The sequence below is a fragment of the Streptomyces roseochromogenus subsp. oscitans DS 12.976 genome, from assembly GCF_000497445.1.
GTDB lineage: Bacteria > Actinomycetota > Actinomycetes > Streptomycetales > Streptomycetaceae > Streptomyces > Streptomyces oscitans.
Map to the genome: position 1 here is coordinate 6,136,895 of NZ_CM002285.1, position 25,141 is coordinate 6,162,035.

Annotated in this window: 25 protein-coding genes, 1 tRNA gene and 1 pseudogene; 18 read left to right on the forward strand and 9 right to left on the reverse strand. The window is 71.0% G+C overall.

Annotation, left to right across the window (positions count from 1 at the left end; translation table 11 throughout):
- Positions 1-431: MFS transporter (locus M878_RS48980; protein WP_158692935.1), on the reverse strand; the 431-nt coding region annotated here is incomplete at its 3' end.
- A gap of 166 nt (positions 432-597) precedes the next feature.
- On the opposite strand from M878_RS48980, the gene M878_RS76110 reads away from it, so the two are divergent.
- Positions 598-1,134 carry a winged helix-turn-helix transcriptional regulator gene (locus tag M878_RS76110; protein WP_023550257.1) on the forward strand — a complete coding sequence of 179 codons (537 nt, stop codon included), beginning with the start codon at positions 598-600 and terminating at the stop codon, positions 1,132-1,134.
- A gap of 17 nt (positions 1,135-1,151) precedes the next feature.
- On the opposite strand, the gene M878_RS76115 is transcribed toward M878_RS76110, so the two are convergent.
- Complete coding sequence (locus tag M878_RS76115; RefSeq protein ID WP_031225860.1) at positions 1,152-1,997, reverse strand: serine hydrolase domain-containing protein; 846 nt, start codon at positions 1,995-1,997, stop codon at positions 1,152-1,154.
- Positions 1,998-2,133: 136 nt separating this feature from the next.
- On the opposite strand from M878_RS76115, the gene M878_RS76120 reads away from it, so the two are divergent.
- From M878_RS76120 to M878_RS76130, 3 genes are all read left to right on the forward strand, one after another.
- The gene (locus M878_RS76120; protein ID WP_023550261.1) at positions 2,134-2,445 is read left to right on the forward strand and encodes a DUF6412 domain-containing protein; all 312 of its coding nucleotides are present in this window, start codon (positions 2,134-2,136) and stop codon (positions 2,443-2,445) included.
- A gap of 98 nt (positions 2,446-2,543) precedes the next feature.
- Positions 2,544-3,278 (forward strand): YidC/Oxa1 family membrane protein insertase, encoded by a 735-nt coding sequence (locus M878_RS76125; RefSeq protein WP_023550262.1) that lies wholly within the window; start codon positions 2,544-2,546, stop codon positions 3,276-3,278.
- A gap of 126 nt (positions 3,279-3,404) precedes the next feature.
- Positions 3,405-4,262, forward strand: a complete 858-nt coding sequence (locus tag M878_RS76130; protein WP_023550264.1) for a fumarylacetoacetate hydrolase family protein — start codon at positions 3,405-3,407, stop codon at positions 4,260-4,262.
- Positions 4,263-4,358: 96 nt separating this feature from the next.
- On the opposite strand, the gene M878_RS76135 is transcribed toward M878_RS76130, so the two are convergent.
- The 3 genes from M878_RS76135 to M878_RS76145 form a co-directional block, all read right to left on the reverse strand.
- Positions 4,359-5,237, reverse strand: coding sequence for an LLM class F420-dependent oxidoreductase (locus M878_RS76135; protein ID WP_023550266.1), 879 nt, complete (start codon positions 5,235-5,237; stop codon positions 4,359-4,361).
- 99 nt (positions 5,238-5,336) lie between these two features.
- Positions 5,337-5,855: a heme-degrading domain-containing protein gene (locus tag M878_RS76140; RefSeq protein WP_023550268.1), complete on the reverse strand. Its 519-nt coding sequence runs from the start codon at positions 5,853-5,855 to the stop codon at positions 5,337-5,339.
- Positions 5,855-6,928 (reverse strand): Gfo/Idh/MocA family protein, encoded by a 1,074-nt coding sequence (locus M878_RS76145; RefSeq protein ID WP_023550270.1) that lies wholly within the window; start codon positions 6,926-6,928, stop codon positions 5,855-5,857. The genes M878_RS76140 and M878_RS76145 overlap by 1 nt, the downstream gene beginning before the upstream one ends.
- 95 nt (positions 6,929-7,023) lie before the next feature.
- On the opposite strand from M878_RS76145, the pseudogene M878_RS94875 reads away from it, so the two are divergent.
- The 13 genes and pseudogenes from M878_RS94875 to M878_RS76205 all read left to right on the forward strand — a co-directional run bounded on the left by M878_RS94875 (position 7,024) and on the right by M878_RS76205 (position 19,440).
- A pseudogene (locus M878_RS94875) lies at positions 7,024-8,233 on the forward strand (ROK family transcriptional regulator).
- A 348-nt stretch (positions 8,234-8,581) separates the two neighbouring features.
- Complete coding sequence (locus tag M878_RS76150) at positions 8,582-9,421, forward strand: hypothetical protein (protein WP_023550272.1); 840 nt, start codon at positions 8,582-8,584, stop codon at positions 9,419-9,421.
- A 48-nt stretch (positions 9,422-9,469) separates the two neighbouring features.
- Positions 9,470-10,225: a GntR family transcriptional regulator gene (locus tag M878_RS76155; RefSeq protein WP_023550274.1), complete on the forward strand. Its 756-nt coding sequence runs from the start codon at positions 9,470-9,472 to the stop codon at positions 10,223-10,225.
- Positions 10,226-10,380: 155 nt separating this feature from the next.
- Positions 10,381-11,505 carry a TIGR03364 family FAD-dependent oxidoreductase gene (locus M878_RS76160; protein WP_037730201.1) on the forward strand — a complete coding sequence of 375 codons (1,125 nt, stop codon included), beginning with the start codon at positions 10,381-10,383 and terminating at the stop codon, positions 11,503-11,505.
- Between the two features lie 14 nt (positions 11,506-11,519).
- Positions 11,520-12,206, forward strand: a complete 687-nt coding sequence (locus tag M878_RS76165; protein WP_031225863.1) for a phosphonatase-like hydrolase — start codon at positions 11,520-11,522, stop codon at positions 12,204-12,206.
- A 1-nt stretch (position 12,207) separates the two neighbouring features.
- A complete protein-coding gene (locus tag M878_RS76170) occupies positions 12,208-13,263 on the forward strand; it encodes an ABC transporter ATP-binding protein (protein ID WP_023550279.1) in 1,056 nt (351 codons plus the stop codon).
- Positions 13,256-14,038, forward strand: a complete 783-nt coding sequence (locus M878_RS76175; protein ID WP_031225864.1) for a 2-aminoethylphosphonate ABC transporter permease subunit — start codon at positions 13,256-13,258, stop codon at positions 14,036-14,038. The genes M878_RS76170 and M878_RS76175 overlap by 8 nt, the downstream gene beginning before the upstream one ends.
- On the forward strand, positions 14,025-14,822 hold the full coding sequence (locus M878_RS76180) for an ABC transporter permease (RefSeq protein ID WP_031225865.1): 798 nt from the start codon (positions 14,025-14,027) through the stop codon (positions 14,820-14,822). The genes M878_RS76175 and M878_RS76180 overlap by 14 nt, the downstream gene beginning before the upstream one ends.
- Before the next feature lie 55 nt (positions 14,823-14,877).
- A complete protein-coding gene (locus M878_RS76185; protein ID WP_023550285.1) occupies positions 14,878-15,936 on the forward strand; it encodes a 2-aminoethylphosphonate ABC transporter substrate-binding protein in 1,059 nt (352 codons plus the stop codon).
- A 140-nt stretch (positions 15,937-16,076) separates the two neighbouring features.
- Positions 16,077-16,856 carry an HAD-IIA family hydrolase gene (locus tag M878_RS76190; protein ID WP_023550287.1) on the forward strand — a complete coding sequence of 260 codons (780 nt, stop codon included), beginning with the start codon at positions 16,077-16,079 and terminating at the stop codon, positions 16,854-16,856.
- 106 nt (positions 16,857-16,962) lie between these two features.
- On the forward strand, positions 16,963-17,640 hold the full coding sequence (locus tag M878_RS76195) for a hypothetical protein (RefSeq protein WP_023550288.1): 678 nt from the start codon (positions 16,963-16,965) through the stop codon (positions 17,638-17,640).
- 9 nt (positions 17,641-17,649) lie between these two features.
- Positions 17,650-18,318, forward strand: coding sequence for a class F sortase (locus M878_RS76200; RefSeq protein WP_023550290.1), 669 nt, complete (start codon positions 17,650-17,652; stop codon positions 18,316-18,318).
- A 99-nt stretch (positions 18,319-18,417) separates the two neighbouring features.
- The gene (locus tag M878_RS76205) at positions 18,418-19,440 is read left to right on the forward strand and encodes a glycoside hydrolase family 6 protein (protein WP_023550292.1); all 1,023 of its coding nucleotides are present in this window, start codon (positions 18,418-18,420) and stop codon (positions 19,438-19,440) included.
- On the opposite strand, the gene glxA is transcribed toward M878_RS76205, so the two are convergent.
- From glxA to M878_RS76220, 3 genes are all read right to left on the reverse strand, one after another.
- A complete protein-coding gene (gene glxA, locus M878_RS76210) occupies positions 19,441-21,375 on the reverse strand; it encodes a radical copper oxidase GlxA (protein WP_023550293.1) in 1,935 nt (644 codons plus the stop codon).
- Positions 21,372-23,351 (reverse strand): glycosyltransferase family 2 protein, encoded by a 1,980-nt coding sequence (locus M878_RS76215; protein ID WP_023550295.1) that lies wholly within the window; start codon positions 23,349-23,351, stop codon positions 21,372-21,374. The genes glxA and M878_RS76215 overlap by 4 nt, the downstream gene beginning before the upstream one ends.
- A gap of 268 nt (positions 23,352-23,619) precedes the next feature.
- Positions 23,620-24,369 carry a FadR/GntR family transcriptional regulator gene (locus M878_RS76220; RefSeq protein WP_023550297.1) on the reverse strand — a complete coding sequence of 250 codons (750 nt, stop codon included), beginning with the start codon at positions 24,367-24,369 and terminating at the stop codon, positions 23,620-23,622.
- A 20-nt stretch (positions 24,370-24,389) separates the two neighbouring features.
- Here M878_RS76220 and M878_RS94880 point away from each other — a divergent pair, with 20 nt between their 5' ends.
- Positions 24,390-24,746, forward strand: coding sequence for a hypothetical protein (locus tag M878_RS94880; protein WP_078630403.1), 357 nt, complete (start codon positions 24,390-24,392; stop codon positions 24,744-24,746).
- On the opposite strand, the gene M878_RS76225 is transcribed toward M878_RS94880, so the two are convergent.
- Positions 24,712-24,785 (reverse strand) — tRNA-Lys (locus tag M878_RS76225). The genes M878_RS94880 and M878_RS76225 overlap by 35 nt on opposite strands.
- Positions 24,786-25,141 lie beyond the last annotated feature (356 nt).

The window sequence follows — 25,141 nt, forward strand, 5'->3', positions numbered from 1 at the left end:
ACCAGCAGGCCGAGGCTGCTCGCCAGGATCGCCGCGCTCGCCGCTCCCTGGGCGACGCGGGCGAGCGTGAACTGCCAGGTCGACGTCGTGAAGGCGCCGAGTGCGGTGGTGAGGCCGAGGGCCAGGGTGCCGCCGAGGAAGATCCGGCGGCGGCCGTAGTCGTCGGCGAGGCTGCCGGCGACCAGCAGCAGGGCGGCGAGGCCGAGCGGGGTGCCGTTTAGCAGCCAGGCCTGGCCGGAGAGCGGGGTGTGCAGGGCGGCCGCGGTGTCCGGGAGCGTGACCATCGGGGCCGTGTACGTCATCAGGGCCACGGCGGTGGCCGCGCTGGTCAGGGCGAGGGTGGCCCGGGGGCGTACGGGGGCGTCCCGGGCGGTCTTCGCGCCGCGTGCGGCCGCGGTTGCGGGGGTGGTGGCGGAGTCGAGCCCGGTCATGGCGTGGTCCTGTCCTTCCGGGGCCTGCGGCGCGATGTACGACGGGTCGTCGCGCCCCTTGCGGCCATAGATAGGTTCGGTCATTGAACTGACCTGACCCGCACACCGTAACACCATCGGTTCGGTCACTGAACCAAGGTGTCGGAAAGTGGCTACAGTGGAGGGCATGGCACTGGGCAAGGACTACGTGACACAGGAGTGCTCGATCGCCCGCGCGCTTGAGATCGTCGGCGAGCGCTGGACGCTGCTCGTCGTCCGGGACGCGTTCTACGGCGTGCGGCGTTACAACGACTTCCTGGTCCACCTCGGCATCCCGCGCGCCGTCCTGGCCGCCCGGCTGCAGACCCTGACCGCCGAGGGCATCCTCGAAAAGCGCCGTTACCAGCAGTCGCCGCCGCGCGACGAGTACGTCCTCACCGAGCGCGGCATCTCCCTGTGGCCCACCCTGCGTGCCCTCAGCCGGTGGGGGCGCGAGCACTTCTCCGAGGCGCGGTGGCGGTACTTCCGGCACGTGGACTGCGGCACGGAACTCGGCCCGTACGGCGAATGTCCCGCCTGCCGGACCGTCGTAGCGCTGGAGGACGTCGTCATGGAACCGGGCCCCGGCCTCGACCGCGACCCGGCGGACCCGGTCAGCCGGGCCCTGCTGAAGCCGAAGCGGCTGCTGGAGCCGCTGGAGACGGAGTCCGCCCAGGAGTCCTGAGGGGCCCGCGACGTCGCTCAGGAGGGGGTGGAGCCGCTCCCCCTGACCAGGGCGACACCGGTGCGGTCGGTGTCGTCCGAGTCGCCGCCCAGGCGGTGGACGACCACCCAGCGGCCGTTCTCCATCGCCCCGGCGAAGACCGAGGCGTGCCGGGTGGCGCCGTTGTGCCAGAGGAGGGGCCCGGACCTCTGCCACGAGGGGGCGGGGTCACCCAGCCGGCGCTCGATCGCCAGCCGGACCAGCAGGTCGGCCACCGCGCGCGGCGTGGCCCACAGCCCGCCCGCCGGAAGGATCGCCCCGTTCATCGTCCAGGGGCGGCGGTCCCTGCCGAACAGCCCCGGGGCGAGCAGCCGCCGGTCCGCGTCCGGCCGCACGCTCACCTCGTGCACGTCCAGCGGCCGCAGAACGTGCTCGGCGAGCAGTTCCTCGTACGACGCACCGGCCGCCGAGACCAGCGCGGCGCCCAGCACGGCGTACCCGAGGTTGGAGTACTCCTCCTGCTGTCCCGGCGGCCGGACCGCGACCTGGTCCAGCCGGCCGAGCAGCCGGCGCAGGGCGTCGGCGTCGAACGCGGCGTAGGGATCGCGGAGTTCGAAGAGTCCGATACCGGGCGGGAGGCGAGGCAGCCCGGAGGTGTGGGTGGCCAGGTTGCGCAGCGTGATGCCGGTGCCGGGTGTGGCGGGGAGCCAGCGTTCGACGGGGTCGTCGACGTCGAGCAGGCCCGCGGCGGCCATGCGCATCAGCGCCGTACCGGTGAGCACCTTGGTGAAGGAGCCGATCTCGACGAACCGGTCCACCGCGTGACCGTCGTCGACGCGTGCGGGGGACGTGTCGGTCAGGACACAGCTGGGGGTACGAGGCACTTGCACATTGTCCGTCACTGGCGCGGCAGCGCCGGCGGGTTTCGGTCATCACCGGCCGCTGTACTCGGTGTTCTCGCTGGTCAGGTATAAAGGGCGGGTAGACGTTGGCGGTTGTGACCGTGGGGAGGGGAGCCGAGTGGTCCGCAGTCTCGCGCGGTCGCGTGCGCTCGCCCCGCTGCTGCTTCTGCTGCTGCCGGTCCTGTTGCTCGACGCCGGCAATCTGACCGCGACCGTGGCGCTGGCCGCGACCGCCGCCGCCGGTTCCGCGCTCACCCTCTGCTCCCTCCTCGCCGCCCGCAGCGCACCCGCCGTCCCGCCCACCCGGGTGCGCACGGCGATCCGCGACCGGGCCCGGCGTACGGCGTTCCTGCCCCAGCGCGATCCCGACGCGCCCGGCCGCCGCAGGCCCAGGGCACCCGGACACGTCCTTCCGGCGACCGCCGCGTAGGGCACGTCTCAGTTCTTCCGTACGCGTGACCCCGCGCGGGTCGTCCTGCCGTTCTGCTCATCTCCGGCACGACGAGACCCCCGGAGGGCTCATCACCCATGTCCGTCTTCTCTCTCTTCTCCCTCTTCGCCCACCTGGTCGAGCATCTCGCCGACCTGCTCCAGCCGCTCTTCCACGCCTCCGCGGCCGCCGCCGCGATCGTCCTGTTCACCGCGCTCGTACGACTCCTCGTCCATCCGCTGTCCCGCGCCGCCGCCCGCGGCCAGCGTGCCCGCGCCGCACTCCAGCCGAAGATTGCCGAGCTGCGCGAGAAGCACGCCAAGGACCCGCAGCGGCTGCAGAAGGCGGTCATGGAACTGCACGCCGAGGAAAAGGTCTCACCGCTCTCCGGCTGTCTGCCCGGCCTGCTCCAGCTGCCCGCGTTCTTCCTGCTCTACCACCTCTTCTCCAGCTCCACGATCGGCGGCGAGGCCAATGGCCTGCTGTCCCACCGGCTGCTCTCGGCGCCGCTCGGCGGCACCTGGGCCGACGCGCTCGGCGCCGGCGGGCCGTTCGGCCCGGCCGGGCTGGTCTACCTCGGGCTCTTCGTCCTCGTCGCGGCCGTCGCCGCCTTCAACTACCGGCGTACCAAGCGGATGATGGCGAACAATCCGGTCACGATGGGCGCCGGGGGCGGCGAGCAGGTGCCGGGGCTCGGCGCGGTCAACGCGGTCATGCCGTTCCTGTCCTTCTTCACGCTCGTCACCGTGGCGGTCGTACCGCTCGCCGCCGCGCTGTACGTCGTCACCAGCACGACCTGGAGCGCCGTGGAGCGGGCGGCCCTCTATCAGTGAGCGGGCTGGTTACGGTCCAGTACGTGAACAGGGTCTTGCGGAGTGGACTGCGGGATTGGAGGATCGGCCAGTCCTCCGATGGCTGCACCCATCGGCCGGGCGCCCGCGACCGAGGGAGATGTGACCATGAAGCTGCTGCGAGTCGGTACAGCGGGGGCGGAGCGGCCCGCGCTGCTGGACGCCGAGGGAACGCTCAGGGATCTGTCGGGGATCGTGGACGACATCGACGGCGCCCTCCTCGCCGACGAGGCCGCGCTCGGCCGGGTACGGGCGGCCGCCGAGGCCGGCGAGCTGCCCGCGCTGGACGCGACGGGGCTCCGCATCGGGCCACCGCTCGGCCGCATCGGCAAGGTCGTGTGCATCGGGCTCAACTACCACGACCACGCCCGCGAGACCGGAGCCGAGCCGCCCGCCGAGCCGGTCGTCTTCTTCAAGGCAGCGGACACGGTGGTCGGGCCGAACGACACCGTGCTCGTCCCCCGCGGGTCGGCGAAGACCGACTGGGAGGTGGAGCTGGCCGTCGTCATCGGGCGTACGGCCCGCTATGTGGAGTCGGCCGAGGAGGCGCTCGCGCATGTCGCGGGGTACGCGGTGGCGCACGACGTGTCCGAGCGGGAGTTCCAGATCGAGCGGGGCGGGACCTGGGACAAGGGCAAGAACTGCGAGACGTTCAATCCGCTGGGGCCGTGGCTGGTGACGGCGGACGAGGTCCCGGATCCGCAGCGGCTGTCGCTGAAGCTGTGGGTCAACGGGGAGCTGAAGCAGGACGGTACGACGGCCGAGCAGATCTTTCCCGTGGCGGAAGTCGTGCGGTATGTCAGCCAGTTCATGACGCTCTACCCCGGGGACGTCATCAACACGGGGACGCCGGCGGGGGTGGCCATGGGGCAGCCCGAGCCGAAGCCGTATCTGCGGGCCGGGGATGTGGTCGAGCTGGAGATCGCTGGGCTTGGCCGGCAGCGGCAGGAGCTCAAGGACGCGTAGACGCTCCGCTGGGGAGCGCCGGGGAACTGCGGGTTCGTCGCCGACCGCGGGTGGTTCGTGGCTGGTCGCGCAGTTCCCCGCGCCCCTTTTTGTCGGCTACGCCTCCAAAAGGGCAGCGAGCCTCCTCCATCCCTCTCGGGGGAGGCCCTTGCGGGAGCCCGCGTCGATCACCTGGAGGGCCACGTGGTCGGCGCCCGCCTTGTGGAAGGCGTCGATGCGGGAGCGGATCCTCGTCTCGTCGCCCCAGGCGAAGAAGGTGTCGATCAGGCGGTCGCTGCCGCCGTCCTGGAAGTCGTCCTCGGTGAAGCCGAGGCGGAGCCAGGTGTTGGTGTAGTTGGGGAGGGCGAGGTAGAGGGCGAGGACGTCACGGGCGGTGGCGCGGGCCTTCGCCGCGTCGGTCTCCAGGACGACCTTGAACTCCGGGGCCAGCAGCGCGGTCTCACCGAGGATCTCGCGGGCCTGGGCCGTGTGCTCGGGGGTGACCAGATACGGGATCGCGCCGGCCGCGCGGGTGCCCGCGAGATCGAGAGTCTTCGGGCCGAGGGCGGCCAGCACCCGGCGGTTCGCGGGTACCCCGGCCTCGTCCAGGGCGTCGAGATAGGACACCAGGGCCGAGTACGGGCGGCGGTACTGGTCGTGCAGCTTGGCGTGGCTGATGCCGAGGCCCAGCACGAAGCGGCCGGGGTGGGCCGCCTCGACCTCGGCGAAGGCGGCGGCGCTCGCGGCGGCCTCGTACTGCCAGATGCTCTGGATGCTGGTGCCGACGGCGAGCGTCGACGTGGTCTCCAGCAGGGGGACGGCGTGCCGGGCCGCGCTGCTGCCGCCCAGCCAGACGGCGCCGTAGCCGAGCTGTTCCAGCTCGGCCGCCGCGTCGCCGATCTCGGCACGGCGGGACGGGTCCTCGTCGCGCAGGCCGTGGCTCCAGATGCCGTACCGGCCGACGGACTCCTTGAGAGGGTTCGGGGTGTCGCTCATGGTCCTGGTTTCCTCCGGTCGGGGCGGTGCGGTGACGGATGTGACACCAGTGCCAACCGGAGGGCGCCCCCGGGTAATCCCCGGTCGGTCGGTTCTCGTTCAGATCTCGATCTCCAGGAACTGCTCCAGCGCCTCTACGACGAACCTGTGGTCCTGCAGCTGGGGCAGGCCGGAGACGGTCACCGCGCCGATGACGCCCACGTTCTCGACGCGGATCGGGAACGAGCCGCCGTGCGCCGCGTAGGTGTCGGGGTCCAGGCGGGAGGAGTCCTCGAACGTGCTGCCCTTGGCCCGGAAACGGGCGCCGACCAGGTAGGACGAGGCGCCGTAGCGCTCCACCACCCGGCGCTTGCGGGCGATCCAGGCGTCGTTGTCCGGGGTGGAGCCCGGCAGCGCCGCGTGGAAGAGCTGCTGGCCGGCACGGTGGATGTCGATCGCGACCGGGGCCTGGCGCTCCCGGGCCAGCCCGGCCAGGAGCGAGCCGAGCGCCCAGGCGTCGTCGTACGTGAACTGCCGGAAGACCAGGCGGCGTTCCTGTGCCTCCAACTCCTCGACGGACGGGGTGAGTTCGGGGGCGGTCCTGGGTGTGATCTGCGGGTGCTGCTGCTGGTGCTGCATCAGAGGGTCACCGTCACCTTGTCCCGGGCGGACCGGCGGGCCGCTTCCAGTACGTCGAGGGCGGCGGCCGCCTCCAGGGCGGTCACCGGGTTGGGGCCGGCGCCGGTCAGGGCGCGGGCGACGGCCGTGTAGTAGGCGGGGTAGTCGCCGGGCAGGGTCGGTACGGCCGTTCCGCCGCCGGTCAGCGGGGACTCCCCGGAGCCGATACGGCCCCACAGGGACGCGTCCTCCGTGCCCCAGTCGGGGGTGGTGCCGGGGCGGTCGCCCTCGCGCAGGGCCGCTTCCTGCGGGTCCAGGCCGTACTTGACGTAGCCCGCGCGCGAGCCGAGGACCCGGAAGCGGGGGCCGAGCTGGGCCGCCGTCGCGGAGACGTAGAGGTGGGAGCGGACGCCGGTCGCGTGCGTGAGGGCGATGAAGGTGTCGTCGTCGGTCTCGGCGCCGGGGCGGCGGACGACCGACTCGGCGTACACCTCGGTGACCGGGCCGAAGAGGACCAGGGCCTGGTCCACGACATGGCTGCCGAGGTCGTAGAGCAGACCTCCGATCTCTGCCGGGTCCCCGGACTCGCGCCAGCCGCCCTTGGGCTGCGGGCGCCAGCGCTCGAAGCGGGACTCGAAGCGCCAGGCGTCGCCGAGTTCGCCGTCCTGCAGCAGCTTGCGGAGCGTCAGGAAGTCGTTGTCCCAGCGGCGGTTCTGGAAGACGGACAGGAGCAGGCCGCGCTCCTCGGCGAGGGCGGCGAGGTCACGGGCCTCGGCCGCGGTGCCGGCGACCGGCTTGTCGACGACGACCGGCAGGCCCGCCTTGAGGGCGGCGGTGGCGAGCGGGACGTGCGTCTTGTTCGGCGAGGCGATGACGACCAGGTCCAGCCGGTCAGCACGGTCGAACAGCTCCTCGGGGGTGGCTGCCGTGCGGACGTCCGGGAACTCCGACCGGGCCTGTTCCTGCCGCTCCGGGTTCGAGGTGACCACGGTGTCCAGGGCGAGGCCCTCGGTGGCGGCGATCAGCGGGGCGTGGAACACGGAGCCGGCGAGGCCGTAGCCGATCAGGCCGACGCGGAGGGGAGTAGCAGTCATGGGCCCCACTTTGGCAACGCTATTGCCAAAGTGCAAGTGGTGGGGAGAATGGGGGTGTGAACAGGGCGAGGACGAGGGCGGGGACTGAGGCGGGGATGAGGGCGAGCGCGGCTGCGAGTACGGGATCCGGGGCTGGGGCCGGTGCGGGGCCTCGGCCCGGGCAGGGGGCCGGGGCGGGGAGCGGTGGGCCGGTGGGGGCGAATCTCGGTGTGGTGCGCAGTCACAACACCGCGCTGGTGCTGGGGCTGCTGCGCGACGCCGGGGCGCAGGGCATCAGCCGGCTCGAACTGGCCGAGCGGACCGGGCTGACCCCGCAGGCCGTCAGCAAGATCACCGCGCGGCTGCGGGAGGAGGGGTTCGCGGCGGAGGCCGGGCGGCGCGCGTCGACGGGGGGCAAGCCGCGGACCGTGCTGCGGCTGGTGCCAGAGGCGGGGCATGCGGTGGGGGTGCATCTGGACCGGGACGAGCTGCGGGCGGTGCTGGTCGATCTGGACGGGGCCGTGGTGGGGGAGCGGCGGGCGGAGCTGGATCTCGGGGCCGGGGCGGAGTCGGTGCTCGGGGTGGTCACCGGGGCGGTGGAGGGGCTGGTGGCTGACGGCCTGGGCCTCGGGGGCGAGGGCCTCGCCGGTGTCGGGACGCTGCTCGGGGTGGGGGTGGCGCTTCCGGGGCCGCTCGATCACGCGCGGGGGGTGTTGCACCGGGTCACCGGGTTTCCCGAGTGGGACGGGTTTCCGTTGCGGGACGCGCTCGGGGAGCGGTTGGGGGTGCCGGTGGTGGTGGACAAGGACACGAACGCCGCGGCGCTCGGGCTGTCGGTGGGGGGTGAGGCGGGATCCAGGTCTTTCGCGTATCTGCATCTCGGTACGGGGCTCGGTGCCGGTCTGGTGATCGGTGGGCGGGTGCATCGGGGGGCGCGGACCGGGGCGGGAGAGTTCGGGCACCAGGTGATCCAGCTGGACGGGCCGTTGTGCGAGTGCGGGAACCGGGGGTGCGTGGAGGTGCTGTGCCTCGCGGCTGTGGGGCGGGGGGAGCCCGGGGAGGCGGCGCGTGTGCTGGGGGTGGGCGCGGCGAATCTGGTGGGGCTGCTGGACATCGATGTGGTGCTGCTCGGGGGGCGGACGGTGGCGGGGGCGCCGGAGGTGTTTGTGCGGGGGGTGAGCGACGTGCTCGATGCCCGGGCTCGGCGGGAGGGGGTGCGTGCGGAGGCGGTGCCGGTACGGAGTTCTTCGCGGGGGGGAGCGGGTGGTGGCCGAGGGGGCCGCACAGCTGCTGCTGGCTCCGGTGTTCGGGCGGGGGGATGCGTGACGGTGCCCTGTGCTTCCGCCGGGGGAGTCAAGCGCCGTTGCTCTGCAGGCCGTCGCCGGGTGCGGGCCCGTGGTCGGCTGGTCGCTCCCCCACTCTCGACTGCGCTCGAGCGGGGGGACCCCCATCGCGGCGGAGCCGCATATCGATACAGCCCCGCGCCTCCAGGGAACTGCAGCACGGTCGGCTTCCGGCCTGCGGCACCCTGCCGCGCCGGACCGTGGTCACGGTGGGCGTCACCATCACCAGCTGACTCCCTCCCCGTGAGCTGCGCTGATCGAGCGGAGTTCCCGGTACGCACCGGAGTGGCACCCCCGCGCACCCCCGGGCACCCGGCATGGTCATGTGTTCATGCGACTGTGCACGTCCCTGTCCCTCTGCCTCGCCGCAGCCGCCGCCAACGTCACCGTCCTCGTCCCCGTGTCGTCGGCCGCCGTACGCGCCGACGCGCCCCCCGCCTGTGTCGGCGCCGACGCGCGGGCTTTCCCGCTGTCCGCCCGGATCCGTGGCGGACCGGCCTCCTACGAGCCGGGCGGCGGATACGGCACCTGGTACGTCGACCTCACCAACAGCACCCGCCGGCCCTGCACCGGCGTCCACCCGGTAATCGTGCTCGTGGACGACAAGCGCGCGCTGCGCCCGGACCAGCCCCAGCTGGACTTCTTCGACGGCTCCAGGGCCCGGCCGGTGAAGTTCGAGGGCACCGACGAGCAGGAGCTGATCGGCGTGCTGGACGCCGCCGGGTTCGACGGGTTCGCCGTACCGCCCGGCGGGACCGTCAGTGTCAGGGTCAGACTCGCGCTGCCCTCCGACGCCGTCACCGAGCGGGTCACCGTCAACGCCGCCGTCGTCCAGCGCCGGGGTGACGACGGGGACTGGGTCGGCGAGTCCAACCCGTACCGGTTCGGGATCGGCGAGGACGGGGCGGACCCGACACCGGAGCCGGTCGGTACGCGGGACGGCGGGAGCGCGGCGCCCAGCGCGTCCGGCAGTCCGCGGGTCACGCCCGGCACCCCCTCCTTCGCACCCGGCTTCTCCCCGCCGTTCGTCGAGGCGGGGCCGGAGGCGGGGTGGCGGCGCGGTGAGCTGGCGCGGACCGGACCTGGCCTCGCCTCCGTGGTGCTCGCGGCCGCCGCCGCGTTGCTCGGCGTCGGCGCGAGCGCGTCGCTGCTGGCCCGCAGACGCGGGTGAACCAGGGGCTGTACCGGCAGCACCCGCTCCGTCTGCGACGATCCCTGCGTGGACTACCCGAACGACCAGGCCCCCGGCGCCCCCGTCCGCTCCGGCATTCCCGAGCACGGGCGTATCCCCAAGTACTACGCGGTGAAGGCACGGATCGCCGCGCTACTGGACGAGCTGGGGGAGGACAGCGTCATCCCCACCGAGCGGGATCTCGCCGAGCGGTACGACGTCGCCCGCGAGACCGTGCGGCAGGCCGTACGAGAGCTGGTGCTGGAGGGGCGGCTGAGGCGAAAGGGGCGCGGCACCGTCGTCGCCGGGCCCAAGCTGGCCCAGCCGCTGTCCCTCGCCAGCTACACCGAGGGTGTACGACGGCAGGGCCGTACGCCCGGTCGTACGCTCGTCACCCTCGACCGCTTCCCCTGCCCGGAGGCCCTCGCCGCCGAGACCGGGCTCACCCGGGGCGAACCGGTCTGGCACCTGGAGCGGGTGCTGCTCGCCGACGACGAGCGGGTCGGCCTGGAGAGCACCTACGTCTCCGTCGAGCGGGTGCCGGGTCTGCGGAGCGACTTCGACCCGGACTCCTCCTTCTACGCCTATCTGAAGGCCCAGGGCATCGACTTCGGCGACGCCGACGAGCGCATCGAGACCGTGCTGGCTACGCCCCGGGAGGCCCTGCTCATCGGCACCCCGCCGGCCCTGCCGATGCTGCTGATCCACCGGGTGTCGCGGGACACCGAGGGGCGGCCGCTGGAGCGCGTGCGCACCCTGTACCGAGGCGACCGGTTCTCCTTCACAACCCACCTCAAGGGCTGACCGCCACCCCTCTGCGCGGCTGAAAAACAACCCCTCGTACGTCATCGTGAGTATCACGAAAAGATAACGGGTCTAGCCCAAACGTGATGGGTCGTTCACGCTCTCGTTGTCAGCCGGACCCTTCCGGTTCCCCGATCCCGAGGAGCGTTGACGTCGTGAAAGTGACAGTCGTCGGAGCAGGCGTGGTGGGCACCATGCACGCCTGGCACGCAATACAGCGTGGCCACCAGGTCGTCCAGATCGAGCGCGAGACCGAGGCGCGCGGCGCCTCGCTGCGCAACTTCGGGCAGATCTGGGTCAGCGGCCGCGCAGGCGGAGAAGAGCTGGAGACCGCGCTGCGGGCGCGTGAGCTGTGGGAGGGCGTCGGTGCACGCGTGCCGGCGCTGGGCTTCAGGGCGAACGGGTCCCTGACCCCCGTCCGCGGCGCCCTGGAACTGGCCGTCGCCGAGGCCGCCGTGGCCCGGCCGGACGCCGCCGCCCGCGGCTACAAGCTCCTCACCCCCGCTGAGGCCCGCGCCCTCAACCCCGCCCTGCGGGGCGACTTCACCGCCGCCCTGTACTGTGAGCGGGACGCGGCCGTCGAGCCGCGCACCGCCCAACTCGCCCTGCGCGCCGAGCTGTTGAAGTCCCCGAACTACACCTTCCTGCCGGGCCGTGAGGTCCGCGAGGTGGTCGGCGCCGGAACCGTCCGGGACGACCACGGGGACGTACACCAGGCCGACATGGCCGTCCTGTGCACCGGCGCCTGGCTCGGCGGACTGGTCCGCGAGCTGGCCGGGCCCGAGCTGCCCGTGCGCAGAGTCCGCCTGCAGATGATGCAGACCGACCCGCTGGGCGAGCCGCTCACCACCTCGGTCGCGGATGCCGACAGCTTCCGCTACTACCCGGCCTACGCCTCCCCGGCACTGGACGCGCTCAACGCCGGCCGGCCCCAGGCGCACACCGCCGCCGAGCACAAGATGCAGCTGCTCATGGTGCAGCGCGCCGACGGCGGCCTGACCATCGGCGACACCCACGAGTACGAGCACCCCTTCGCCTTCGACACCGTCGAGGAGCCGTACGAGCACCTGGCCGGCGTCGTCGAGTCCCTGCTCGGCCGGCCGCTGCCGCGCATCCGCCGCCGCTGGGCGGGCGTGTACGCGCAGTGCACCGAGCCCGGCCGCGTGGTGCACCGCCAGCGGGTGCGCGACGGGGTGTGGCTGGTCACCGGGCCCGGCGGGCGCGGCATGACCTGCGCCCCCGCGATAGCCGAGACCACCGCGAACGAACTGGGCTGGTGAGCACGTTGACCACCATGACCGACATCCGCCTCGTCGTCCTCGACATGGCCGGCACGACCGTCGCCGACGGCGGACTGGTCGAGCGCGCCTTCGAGGCGGCCGCCACCGAACTGGGTGTCGCACCCGGCTCGGCCGAGCACGCCGAACACCTCTCCTACGTCCGCGCCACCATGGGCGAGTCCAAGATCTCCGTCTTCCGGTACCTGTTCGGCGACGAGGACCGCGCCCAGCGCGCCAACACCGCCTTCGAGAAGGCGTACGGCGGTCTCGTCGACGCCGGGCTGATCGCGCCCGTGCCCGGGGCCCGCGAGGCCATCGAGGAACTCGCCGCCGGCGGTCGTACCGTCGTCCTGACCACCGGCTTCGCCCGCGTCACCCAGGACGCCATCCTCGACGCCCTCGGCTGGCGGGACCTCGTCCCGCTCACCCTGTGCCCGGCCGACGCCGGCGGGCGCGGCAGGCCGTACCCGGACATGGTCCTGGAGGCCTTCGTCCGCACCAAGGCCGCCGAGGACGTACGCCAGATCGCGGTCGTCGGGGACACCTCCTACGACGTGCTGAGTGGCGTACGCGCCGGGGCCGGGCTGGTCGCCGGGGTGCGCACCGGCGCCCACGGCGACGAGGCGTTCCGCGCCGCCGGTGCCACACACGTCCTCGATTCCGTCGCCGACCTGCCCGCCCTGCTCCCGGGAGCGCACTGAGATGGGCATCCGCTTCGACTCCGTCACCGTCGCCTACGACCGCAACATCGTGCTGGACTCGCTCGACCTGACCGTCGAGCCCGGCGAGGTCATGGCGCTGCTCGGGCCGTCCGGATCCGGCAAGACCACCGCGCTGCGGGCGGTCGCCGGGTTCGTGCGGCCCGTGTCCGGGCGGGTGCTTCTCGGCGGCCGGGACGTGACGGACCTGCCGCCGTACCGGCGGGGCATCGGCATGGTCGTACAGCAGTACGCGCTCTTCCCGCATATGCGGGTCGACGAGAACGTGGCCTTCGGGCTCAAGGCCCGCAAGCACCCCAGGATCTCCAAGAGCGAGACACGGCAGCGGGTCGCCGAGGCGCTGGAGATGACCGGCATGGCCGCCTACGCCCGCCGCCACCCGCGCGAGCTGTCCGGCGGACAGCAGCAGCGGGTCGCCATCGCCCGCGCGCTCGCCATCCGGCCCGCCGTACTGCTCCTCGACGAGCCGCTGTCCGCGCTGGACACCCAGCTGCGGTCCGGAATGCTCGCCGAACTCGCCCGGCTGCACCGTGAGTTGCCGGACGTGTCGATGCTGTACGTCACCCACGACCAGGTCGAGGCACTGACGCTGGCCGACCGGATCGCCGTCATGGACAAGGCGAAGCTGCGTGCATGCGGGACGCCGAGGGAGCTGTACCGGGCACCCACCGATGAGTTCACGGCGTCCTTCGTGGGCGGCGCGAATCTGGTGCCGGTGACCGTGGGTTGTGGGGCTGTCTCCTTCGCGGGCACCGAGCTGAAGGTCGGCACCGAGGGGGTGCTCGCCGGGGCACGGGCCACGCTGTGCGTACGGCCGCATCTGGTCGGGCTGGGACAGGGGCCCAATCAACTCGCCGGTGTCGTACGGGAGATCCAGTGGCGGGGAGCCACGCACCGGCTGTACGTGGACGTCGACGGGCACACGGTCATGGCGGACCTGCGTGAACTCAAGGATCCGCCGGCGTACGGAGACTCGGTGACGCTGCACTTCGCTTCCGAGGACGCGGTGCTGCTGCCCGCCGGAGTCACCCATGCATAGGCGCCTGTTGTGGGCCCTGCCCCCGGTGGCCCTCCTCGCCCTCTTCTTCCTCTACCCCCTCGCCCTCGTCGTCCAGCAGTCCTTCCAGCCGGACTCCGGCGGCACCTCACTCCAGCCGTACGCCGACGTCTTCGCCTCCGCAGGCTTCCGTAACGCGCTGTGGACCACCATCTGGCTGGCCTTGGCCTCCACCGCTGGTTGCCTGGTGCTGGGATTCCTGCTCTCGCTGGTCATCTCGTTTGTGCCGTTCCCCGGAGCGAAAGCGGTGGCGCGGTTCATCGATGTGTATCTGTCCTTCCCGTCCTTCCTCATCACGCTGGCGCTGCTGTTCATCTACGGCACCACAGGCATCATCGGGTCCTTCCAGTTCCTCACCACGCCCTGGGGGGTGCTCCTGGCGGAGGTCACCTACTTCACGCCGTTCGTGATGAGGCCGCTGCTCGCCGCGTTCTCGCAGCTGGACACCGCGCAGCTGGAGGCGGCCAGTTCGCTGGGCGCCCGGGCGCCGCGGATCGTGCGGCAGGTGATCCTGCCCGAGGCGCTGCCCGCGCTCGCGACCGGCGGAAGCCTCGTCCTCGTGCTCTGTCTCAACGAGTTCGGGATCGTGCTGTTCACCGGCGCGAAGGGGGTCACCACCCTGCCGATGCTCGTCTACAGCAAGGCGATCCTGGAGTCCGACTATCCGGGCGCGTGTGTGGTCGCCGTCGTCAACGTCCTGATCTCCGTGGGGCTGTACGGCCTCTACCGGGTGGTGAGCCGTCGTGCTGGTGCATAGCCGGGGGGCCAAGTGGGCGGTATGGGCGGTGTTCCTGCTGCTCTTCCTGCCGCTGTTCGCCCTTCCCCTCCTCGTCGTCCTCGGCGCCTCCTTCGCCACCCACTGGTCCGGCGTCCTGCCCTCGGGCCTGACCACGGCCGACTACCGTGCCGCCACCCGCGGCGAGGCTCTGCAGGCGCTCACCACCAGCCTGCTCACCGCCACCGCGGCCAGCTTGCTCGCGCTGGCCGTCGGCACCTGGGCCGCGCTGGCCGGGGCGGCGCTGAAGAAGCGGTACCGGCGCATCCTCGATGCCCTCTTCGTGCTGCCCGTCGCCGTGCCCTCCGTCGTCGTAGGACTGTCGGTCCTTGTGGCGTTCTCCAAGCCGCCGATGCTGCTGAACGGCACCCGGTGGATCGTGATCCTCGCGCACACCGTGCTGGTCACGGCCTTCGCCCACCAGTCCGTGTCGGCGGCGATCACCCGCCTCGACCCGGCCTACGAACAGGCCGCCGCCTCCCTCGGCGCCCGGCCGTCCCATGTGCTGTGGCGGGTACGGCTGCCGTTGCTGCTTCCCTCGCTCACCGCCGCCGCCGGCCTCTGCTTCGCCCTGTCCATGGGCGAGCTGAGCGCCACGATGATGCTCTATCCGCCCGACTGGACCCCGCTGCCCGTCCTGATCTACGCGGCCACCGACCGCGGCGCCCTGTTCACCGGCTCCGCCGTAGCCGTGGTGCTGATGGCCGCGACCCTGCTCGTCCTGTTCGCCGTCTCCCGGGTCCGCACCCGGGCGTCATACCGCTGACCCACCCCCCATACCTCCCCGAACGTCCCTTATCACGCCAGGAGTTGGCCTCGCCATGCCCAGAACCCGCATCACGCTCGCCATAGCCCTCGCTCTCCTCGCCACCCCCGCGCTGTCCGCCTGCGGCGGTTCCTCCTCCTCCGCCTCCGACGCCAAGGAAGTCACCGTCTACAGCGCCGACGGCCTCAAGGGCGAGAAGGGCGACGGCTGGTACGACAAGGTCTTCGCGGACTTCACCAAGCAGACCGGTATCAAGGTCAAGTACGTCGAGGGCGGCTCCGGCGAGATCGTGCAGCGCGCCGTCCGCGAGAAGAGCAACCCGCAGGCCGATGTGCTGGTCACCCTCCCGCCCTTCATCCAGCAGGCCGGAGCCAAGGGCCTGCTGGAGAAGTACGAGCCCAAGGACGCAGGCCGGGTCAGCGGCGCCGACAAGGCCACGGACGGCACCTGGACCTCGGTCGTCGACAACTACTTCGGCTTCGTCTACAACAAGAAGGAGCTGACGCAGGCCCCCAAGACATGGGACGAGCTGCTCGACGCCAAGTACAAGAACAAGCTGCAGTACTCCACCCCGGGTGTCGCCGGTGACGGCACCGCCGTCCTGATCAAGGCGATGCACGACTTCGGCGGCAAGGACCAGGCCCTCGCCTACCTGAAGAAGCTGCAGGCCAACAACGTCGGCCCGTCCGCCTCCACCGGCAAGCTCGCGCCCAAGGTCGACAAGGGTGAACTGCTCGTCGCCAACGGCGATGTGCAGATGAACTACGCCCAGTCCAAGACCATGCCGGGCCTCGGCATCTGGTTCCCGGCCGACAAGAACGGCAAGCGCACCACCTTCGCCCTGCCCTACGCGGCCGGCCTGGTCACCAAGGCCCCGCACACCGAGAACGGCAAGAAGCTGCTCGACTTCATGCTCGCGCAGAAGCAGCAGCAGGAGGTCAGCGAGATCGGCGGCGGCTTCGCGGCCCGCCAGGACGTCAAGGCCACCGACGCGAACGCCATCGCCCTCACCAAGCTGATGGACGGCGTCGACTTCTTCGAGCCCGACTGGAACGACATCAACAAGAACCTCACGTCCTACGTCGAGGACTGGAAGTCGGCGACCGGCAGCTGACCTGGACAACCGGCGGCAGACCGGGGTCAGGATCAGGCCACCGATGGCTAGGCTGGGGGCGTCGGTACGCCGTGGTTCCGGCGCCCCCCGCTTTCTCGCCCCTGCTTTCTTGACCGTACGCATGCCAGGAGACGCACAACATGGCAGACCGCAAGCCCATCGAGTCATGGCTCACCGACATGGACGGCGTCCTGATCCACGAGGGGGTGCCGATCCCCGGCGCCGACGCCTTCGTGAAGAAGCTGCGTGAGTCCGGCCGGCCCTTCCTTGTGCTCACCAACAACTCCATCTACACCGCCCGCGACCTGCACGCCCGGCTGAACCGCATGGGCCTGGAGGTGCCGGTGGAGAACATCTGGACCTCGGCGCTCGCCACCGCCCAGTTCCTGAGCGACCAGCGGCCCGGCGGCAGCGCCTACGTCATCGGCGAGGCCGGACTGACCACGGCACTGCACGACATCGGCTACATCCTCACCGACCACGACCCCGACTTCGTGATCCTCGGCGAGACCCGCACCTACTCCTTCGAGGCCCTGACCAAGGCCGTACGGCTGATCAACGACGGCGCACGGTTCATCGCCACCAATCCCGACAACGTCGGCCCGTCCACCGAGGGCGACCTACCCGCCACCGGCTCGGTCGCCGCCCTGATCACCGCCGCGACCGGCAAGAAGCCGTACTTCGTCGGCAAGCCCAACCCGCTGATGATGCGCGCCGGCCTGAACGCGATCGGCGCCCACTCCGAGACCTCCGCGATGATCGGCGACCGCATGGACACCGATGTCCTCGCGGGCCTGGAGGCCGGAATGCGCACCTTCCTGGTGCTCAGCGGCGTCACCCAGCCCGACGACGTCGATGGCTACCCCTTCCGCCCCTCCCAGGTCGTCGACTCCATCGCCGATCTGGTCGACCTGGTCTGACCTGCGGATTTCACACCCCGGTCCACCCATTCGGAGCAATCGGGCGCCCTCCGAGGATGCGGGGGCGCCCGGGCCGGGGGAGCCTCCTGATATCTGGAGGTTCACGATGGGCTCAGTACGCCTCACTCTCTGTACAGGAATCCTGGCCGCTGCCGTCCTCGCCCCGGCGCCGGCCCACGCGGCCGACACCGGCTCGGTCTCCGTGACCCCCGCCGCCCCCGCGCCCGGCACCGACGTGGGCCTGCGGGTGCGCGGCTGCTACGGACGGCAGGGCACCGCCGTCTCACCCGCCTTCGTCTCCGACGCCCGGCTGACCGGCGGCCAGGGCAGCCTGTCCGGTGAGACCCGCGTCCGCTCCTCCCTCAAGCCGGGCGCGTACGACGTCAAGGTCACCTGCGCCGACTACGTGATCAGCGGGAGGATCACGGTGGGCGACCGGGGGACCGGGGCCGGTCGGGGGACGGGAAGTGACCGGGGGACCGTGGGCGATCGGGGGGCCGGGACCGACCGGGGGACGGGGACCGACACGGGGACGGGAAGCGCCCGGGGGACCGGGGCCGGTCGGGGGAGCGGGCAGAGCGCGGAGCCCGGCCGTAAGCCCGCCGACGGAGCCTCTCCCGTCGCCCCTGTCCGCGCCGGAGGCGGCGGCACCGCGCACTTCGCCACCGTGGCCACCACCGAGTCCGGGCCCGACACCGTGCAGGCGGTGACCGGCCTGGCCCTCGCCGGGATCGCGGTGGTCGCCGTCGGGCTGCGCGCCCGCCGGAGCCGCGACCCGCGCTGAAGGCGGCCCATGTCCGACGAGCGCGAACGCACCAGCGGTACCGGGCGGCTGATCACCGGCCTGGCCTGGGCGCTGCTGCTGCTCGGGCTGTGGCTGTGGGGGCGCGCGCTGACCGACGTACCGCGAGGCGCGGACACCCCCGCCACGGGCGGCGTGTTCGCCCTCGGCTCCCAGGACCCCGCCCTGCTGCCCCGCGCAGCCCAGCCGCTCGGGGACGCCCTGCCCCAGCGCGTCGACATCCCCCAACTGGGCGTGCGGGCACCGGTGGTGAGCCGCGGCCTGGACACCCAGGGTGCCGTGGACCCGCCGCCCCTCGACCAGCCGGGCGTGGTCGGCTGGTACGGCGCCGGCCCCGAACCCGGCGCCCGGGGAGCGGCACTCCTGGTCGGGCACGTCGACACCGAGACCCGGCCCGCGGTCTTCTACAAGCTCAGCACCCTCAAGCCCGGCGCATCGGTCCGGGTGGTCCGTTCGGACGGCAAGGTCGCTACGTTCACCATCGACGACGTACGCGTCCTGCCCCGCGCCGGCTTCGACGCCCACCAGGCCTACGGCCCCCATCGGCCCGGCCGTGCCGAACTCCGCCTCATCACCTGCGGCGGCACCTTCGACCGCGCCAGCCGCAGCTACACGGCCAACGTGGTGGTGTCCGCGTACCTCACCGGAACCACCCGCTGACTCCGGTACGCCCCACCACGCGACCTCGTGACGGACCGCCCGGATATGCCACGATTGGCACCCGGACCAAGTTCGCCCAGGGGGACCAGGGGGAAGCGCATGTACGACAGCAGGGGGGCCCGGTCTTCCGTACGGGCGTCGGCAGCGGCCGTGCTGGGGGCGGCACTGCTGCTCGCCGGATGCTCCTCCGGCGGTGGGGACGAGAACGGCGACTCCGGGGGCCGGATCACCCAACAGCCCAAGGCCGCCGACCCGTTCTGGGTGAACCCGGACGGCACCGCGGCCCGCCAGCTCACCGCCTACACCAAGTCCGGCGACAAGACGAAGGCCGAGCAGATCCGGAAGATCGCCGAGCAGCCGACGGGGGAGTGGATCGGCCCGGAGAACCCGGAGAACGAGGCCCGCGGCTTCACCGAGGCCGCCCAGAAGTCCGACCGCACGGCCCTGCTCGTCCTCTACGACATCCCGCACCGCGACTGCGGCCAGTACTCCCAGGGCGGCGCCGCCGACGGCAACGCCTACCGCGCCTGGATCGACGGCGTGGTCCGGGGCATCGAGGACCGTTCCGCCATCGTGATCCTGGAACCGGACGCCGTACGCCACCTTGCCGACGGCTGCACCCCGGCCCAGTTCCACGAGGAGCGCTACGACCTCCTCAAGGGCGCGATCGCCAGGCTCAAGTCCCTGAAGAACACCAAGGTCTACCTGGACGCGGGCAACGCCGGCTGGGGCCACCCCGACCAGATCCTCCAGCCCCTCCAGCAGGCCGGCATCGCCCAGGCCGACGGCTTCTCCGTCAACGTCTCCAACTTCTACTCCACGCAGGACTCCCTCGCCTACGGCAAGCAACTCTCGTCGAAGCTGGGCGGCAAACACTTCGTCATCGACACCAGCCGCAACGGCAACGGCCCCTACACGTCCGGCGACCCGGCCCAGCGCTGGTGCAACCCGCCGGGCCGAGCCCTGGGAGAGCCTCCGACAACGAAAACGGCAGACCCCCTGGTGGACGCCTACCTGTGGGTCAAGAGGCCGGGCGAGTCCGACGGCACGTGCAAGGGCGGGCCGAAGGCAGGGGACTGGTGGGCGAGTTATGCACTCGCCCTTGCCGAGAACAGCAAGTGACTAGGGAACCCTGACCCATTGAGCCTTGGACGGCGTCCCTTGGTCGTCGTCCACGAACAGCATGTACCACCCGGACTGCACCAGATTCCGGTTCTCCGGCACCGTCACCGTGAGCTTGTCCCCGGCCGTCTTGAAGTCCAGTGCGATGGACCGCTGATCCACATCCGTCACATGCGTCGACGCACTCGGCCGAATCAGCCGCACCTTCTTGATGCTCGACGCATGATCTGAGGTGAACGTCCCCGAGTCGCCGCGAGCGATCGTCTGCGGACCACCACCGAGCGTCGGCCGTGAATCCCGGTACAGATACGGCGGCGTGTAAATCTCGATCCGCTGCTCGAACTTTCCCGGCTTCGTGTTCGCCTTGTCCCCGTACAGCGAGTCGGACCCGAAGAACATCACCCGCCCGTCCGGCAGCAGAATCGACCCGGAGTGGTAGTTCCGGCCCACCAGAGGATCGGCGACCTGAGTGAAGCTGTTGCTGTCCGGGTGGTACAGCCGCGCCTGCAGGATGTTGGAGTCGCCGCGCCCCCGGTAGTCCTCCGAGCCACCGCTGACCAGCACCGTGTCGTCGGGCAGGATCGAGGTCTGCGGATACCGGGTCCCCTTCTCCAGCTCGGGCCCGTCCGTGAACTTGGGACTCGGGTCCTTCAGGTCGATGAGCCGTGTCCTCTTGCTGGACAGCTTGGACTCACCGACACCACCACCCCCGACCACCATGAACTTCTCGTTCTGCGCCGGAGGCAACAACACGGTCCCGGAGGTCTCCATCTTGTCCGGATCGCTGAGCCCGGGCAGCTTGGCGAACGTGTTGGTGTCGACGTCCCAGATGCCGGGATCACGGCCGATGTTGTCCGGCCCGTACCCCGCATTGGACCCCGAGTAGAAGATCTTCCCGTTCTGCATCAGGAACAGCGCGGGATACGTCGGGAACTGCCGGGTGGTCCTGGTGTACGTCCATGTCCTGGTCGTCGGGTCGAAGATCTCGTTCTTGCCCGGCACCAGCTGGCCGATGTCGTCCAGTCCGGAGACGCTGAGGATCTTCCCGTCCGACAGCGTCGTCAGCGTCGGGTACCAGCGGGCCTCGTTCATCGGGTCGACCTTGATGTACCGCTCGGCGACCGGATCGAACTCGTAGGAGTCCTTGATCCCTTCGAAGTCCTTCTTGTCGAGCGCGAGCTTCTGCGCGATGCCATAGGTGTTGCGCGCGTCGGCGCCGGTCAGGCCCGGGATCCGGTAGTTGTCCTGGGTGCCGGTCTCGTACTGGGTGCCCTCCTGCTGTGCCTCGACGTAGACACGGCCGTAACCGGGGTTGTTCCGCAGCCACTTGCCGGTCCTGTCGAACACTTTCCGGGCGCGCGGAAGGAGCACGGAGTCCTGCGAGACGAACGTCTTGCCGTTGGTCTTGCCGGTGAACTCGGTGCCCGCGGGCAGGGTGATCGGCTTGTCCGGGTTCTCGTTGTAGAGAATCATGACGCCGCCGGCCTTCTTGACGTCACCCTTGAGCTTCTCGTACCGCTTGGTGCCGCCCGCGATCAGCAGATTGCCGTTGGCCAGCTGGGTGTGGCCGGTGCAGAACAGGTCGTTGGGCGTGGGGATCTTCTTGATCGTGCCCTTGACCGGGTCCCAGATCCGGGTGTCGAACTTCTTCTGGTTGAAGTTGTCCTGGTTGTTGCCCGAGCCCGCGACCAGCAGCACCTTGCCGGTGTGCAGGAGCGCGGCGTGGATGGTGTCCTGGCGGTACTCCGGCGGGAACTCGATGATGTCCCAGTGGCCGTTCTCGGCCTTGTACTCGGGTCTGTTGATCTTGTACTGGTGGTATTGCGCGGTGCCGAAGCGGTACAGCCACGGCCCGTTCATCCCGGCCAGCGCGAGTACCACCGCCGTACCGATCGCAAGCCTGCGGGCACGACGGCGGCCGGCCTGGTCCTTCATTTCTTACGTCCCCCAAGTCCGCCCAGGGCGATCTGCATGGTCTGCTCGGTCTCCCCGCTCCGGTCCGCGCTCCGCTCCCCGTGCCCGGCCGCCGCCCAGGTGGGCCGCTGTTGCGGGACGTGCGGCGCGTGGCCCGGGTGCGGAACCGCGGTCTGCGGTTCGGCGACGGCCGCCGTGGGCTTCCGCTTCTCCTGCCGCAGCGTGTACTGCCAGGCGAAGATCGGCGACGCGGTGATCAGCAGGGCGAAGGACGCCCAGGTGATCATCGCGGGGTGGGAGTGCCCGAACGCGAAGCCGGCGGCGAGTGAGCCGGCGAAGACCAGGATGAAGAACCAGTGGATCCGGAACGTCCCGAACAACGTGTCGGGGCTTGCCGATTCACCCTTGGGCGTCACCACGAACTTGCTCTTGCGGCGCAGTACGGCGTCCATGAGGGAGCGGGCGTAGACGGGGGCCGACAGGGCCGACATCACCATGCCCGCCACACCGCCCGAACCCTCCGGCTCGTGCGGGGAGACGTTGTGCCGCCGGTTCCAGATGTACAGGCCGATCTGGAGCGCGGAGGCGTTGCCGTACAGCATCAGCCACACGGTCGGGTCGATGTTCACACCCGAGGCGCCGAGGCCCAGGAACAGCGCGCAGCTCAGTGCCGCGAGGATCCAGTTGAGGGCGGACATCGGATAGAAGATGATCATCATGGTGTAGTTGAAGAGCTTGCCCGGCCCCAGCGTGAACAGGCCCTTCCAGTACTGCTTGAGGATCGTCTCGTACGTCCCCCGGGACCAGCGCAGCTGCTGGGTGAAGAAGTCCGTCCAGGCGTTCGGGCCCTCGCCGACCGCGAGCACGTCCGGGGTGTAGACCGACTTCCACTTCCGGCCCGTCGCCGGGTTCTTGGCGCGGTGCATCTCGAAGCCCGTCGCCATGTCCTCGGTGATCGAGTCGTACAGGCCGCCGATCTGCTTGATGGCGCCGATGCGCACGGCGTTCGAGGTGCCCACGAACATCGGGGCGCCGTAGCGGTTGCCGGCGCGCTGGATCAGGGCGTGGAAGAGGAACTGCTGGGACTCCGCGGCCTTGGTGACGAACGTGTCGTAGTTGCCGTAGACCTGCGGGCCGATGACGAAGCCGACGTCCGGGTCGCGGAAGTAACCGAGCATCCGCTCCAGGTAGTTGGGCAGCGGTACGTGGTCGGTGTCGACGGAGGCGAAGAAGTCGTAGCCCTCGCCGTGCGCCTCCAGCCAGGCGTTGTAGTTGCCGTGCTTGGTCTTGGCGCGGTGCGGGCCCTTGGCCTGGTTCCACCTCTCGACGCCCTTGCGGGTGAAGTGGTGCACGCCGAGCCGGGCGCAGACCTCCTTGACCGCCGGGTCGTCGCCCTCGTCCAGCAGCCACACGTGCAGCAGGCCCCGGTGCCGCAGCTTGACCGCCGCTTCCAGGGTCTTCGTCACCATCTCCAGCGGCTCCTTGCCGGGCACGAAGGAGGTGAGGAAGGCGACGCGGGTGCCGGTCTCGGGCACGACCGGGACCGGGTCGCGGGCGACGAGCGTGGCGTGCGCGTTGGACAGCACGTTCATGCAGCGGAAGAACTCGATCAGGCCGATCGAGACGAGCATGACGGTGTCGAGGGTCGGCAGGAAGTCGTGGGCGGGATGGTCGCGTTGGGTCCAGTGGTCGGGCTGGAGCAGCCAGAACAGCAGGACCAGGGAGAGCACGGGAGCCGCGCCCAGCATGAGCGCGGCGCGGATGCGATGCGGCTCCTGCGACAGCAGCGACCGGTACTGCACCCTGTAGGGCCTGGTCGGGTCGGGCTGGGTGAGGGGGCCCGCGAGCCGGCTGTAGTGCTCGTAGTCGTATCTCGGCAGGCTCTTCCTCATCCGGCGGAACTGGCCCGTCCGGTGCCCGATCGCCCGGAGCTGTGTGGTCTGTGACGGATCGTCGTGAGCGTGGCTCGGTCCGGCGCCCGTCGGCGTCGACGTCATGAGTCATTCCCCCCACACGCAGGTCACCGCGTGTCTTGTCGCTGTGGTGGCTCGCAGTCCCCACGTCTTCCCCATGTTATGGACACGGGACGGCGACCTTCCGGTTGCATGATGCCCCCCTCGGCATCGATTCATGAGCGGGGCCCCCTCCCCGCCGTTCCGCAACCGCTTGTTTCCCCCCAACTGCCGCAGAACGGCGGCAGCTTGGACGTCCAGGTTTCTACGACGCTCCACATGATCGCAAGACGCGAAACGCGGTGTTTACCGGTCAAACCCGTTCATTGTGGCGCGGGTGGGTCTCGGGAGGCTGAGGTGCGGCGGTGGTCTCGGGGGACCGGGGTGCGCCGGTGCCGGAGAGGCGGACACGGATGTTGCCGAAGTGGTCTCTTATGGCCTCCTCCGCCCGCATCGAGTCGCCGGACCGGACCGCGTCCAGGATCTCCCGGTGCTGCCGGCAGGTGACCCTGGGGTCCTGCGGCACGCCCACCAGATCCCGCTGCACCCGGTGGAAGGCGTCCCAGAACGCCTCCAGCACCTCGCTCAGCAACACGTTGTCCAGCCCCCGGTAGAGGGTGGCATGAAAGGCCCGGTCGGTCTCGGCGAGGCCCGCCCCCTCGGCGGCCTCCCGTTCCATACGGTGCACAAGGGCGTCCAGTTCAACGAGGTCCGCCTCGGGCAGCCGCCCGGCCAGCCGTGAGACCAGCCCGGTCTCGACGGCCTCGCGCAGCTCCAGCAGCTGCAGCAGCGAGTCCTCGCCCCGGTAGTGGCCGGCCACGGTGCGGAAGGCCAGCCCCTCGATCATCGGCGCGAAGGACATCGAGCCGACGTACGTCCCGAACCCGTGCCGGATCTCCACGATCCCCATCGCCTGCAGCGCCTTCAGGGCCTCGCGCACGGAGTTCCGGCTCGCGCCGAGGTACTCCATCAGCTCCGGCTCGGTCGGCAGCGGGGCTCCCGAGGGCAGCCGCCGGTCCACGATCAGCTTCTTGATCCGCTCCTGAAGGTCCCGGGCTGCCATGGCCAGAGGGTACGCGACCCGTGCGGGGACGGAGCCTGCGCCGACGGCCGGCGCCGGCCGTCTACGACCGGCTGCGCGGCGCCCGCGCGGACGTCGCCGGAGCCATGGCGGCAGCCCTGCCGGTACCGGAGCCGGTGCGGCCGGAGACGGTCGGCCGCGACCACACGGAGGACGTCGTCCTGTCCTCGACGGAGCGTGCGGACCGCTGGCTGCTGCGGGTCGACACCCGGCACCGCAAGCTCTCGACCACGCCGTCGACCATGTGCCCGGAATGCTCCTGCCGTACGGGCGTACGGGTGCATGCGGAAGGCCCCCCGCTTTCGCGAGGGGCCTTCCGGTCGGTGCGCCGCCAGGGACTCGAACCCCGGACCCGCTGATTAAGAGTCAGCTGCTCTAACCAACTGAGCTAGCGGCGCCTGCTGACGGAGATAACTCTACCTGACCTTCGGGGGTGCCTCCGACCACCTCCGGGCCACCCCGCGGTGACCGGACGGCCGCCGGAAGGGCTGTGTACATCATTCGGACCGTCAAAGTGGTGATCGGGTGGACAGTTGGGAAACTGACCAACGTGCACACTAGCGGACAAATCCCATCCAAATGTGAGGCAGATCGCATGGCGACTCCGGTGTTCGCGGAATTCGACCCCGCGAGCGACTGCGACTGCCCCGGCTGCGCCCAAGGGCGACGGGTCGGTCCCCGCCTGTCGTCCGCCCGCTCTGCCGCCCGCTCTCCCGGCCACCCGGCCGCCGCCTGCGGCATCGTGGCCGTGGCC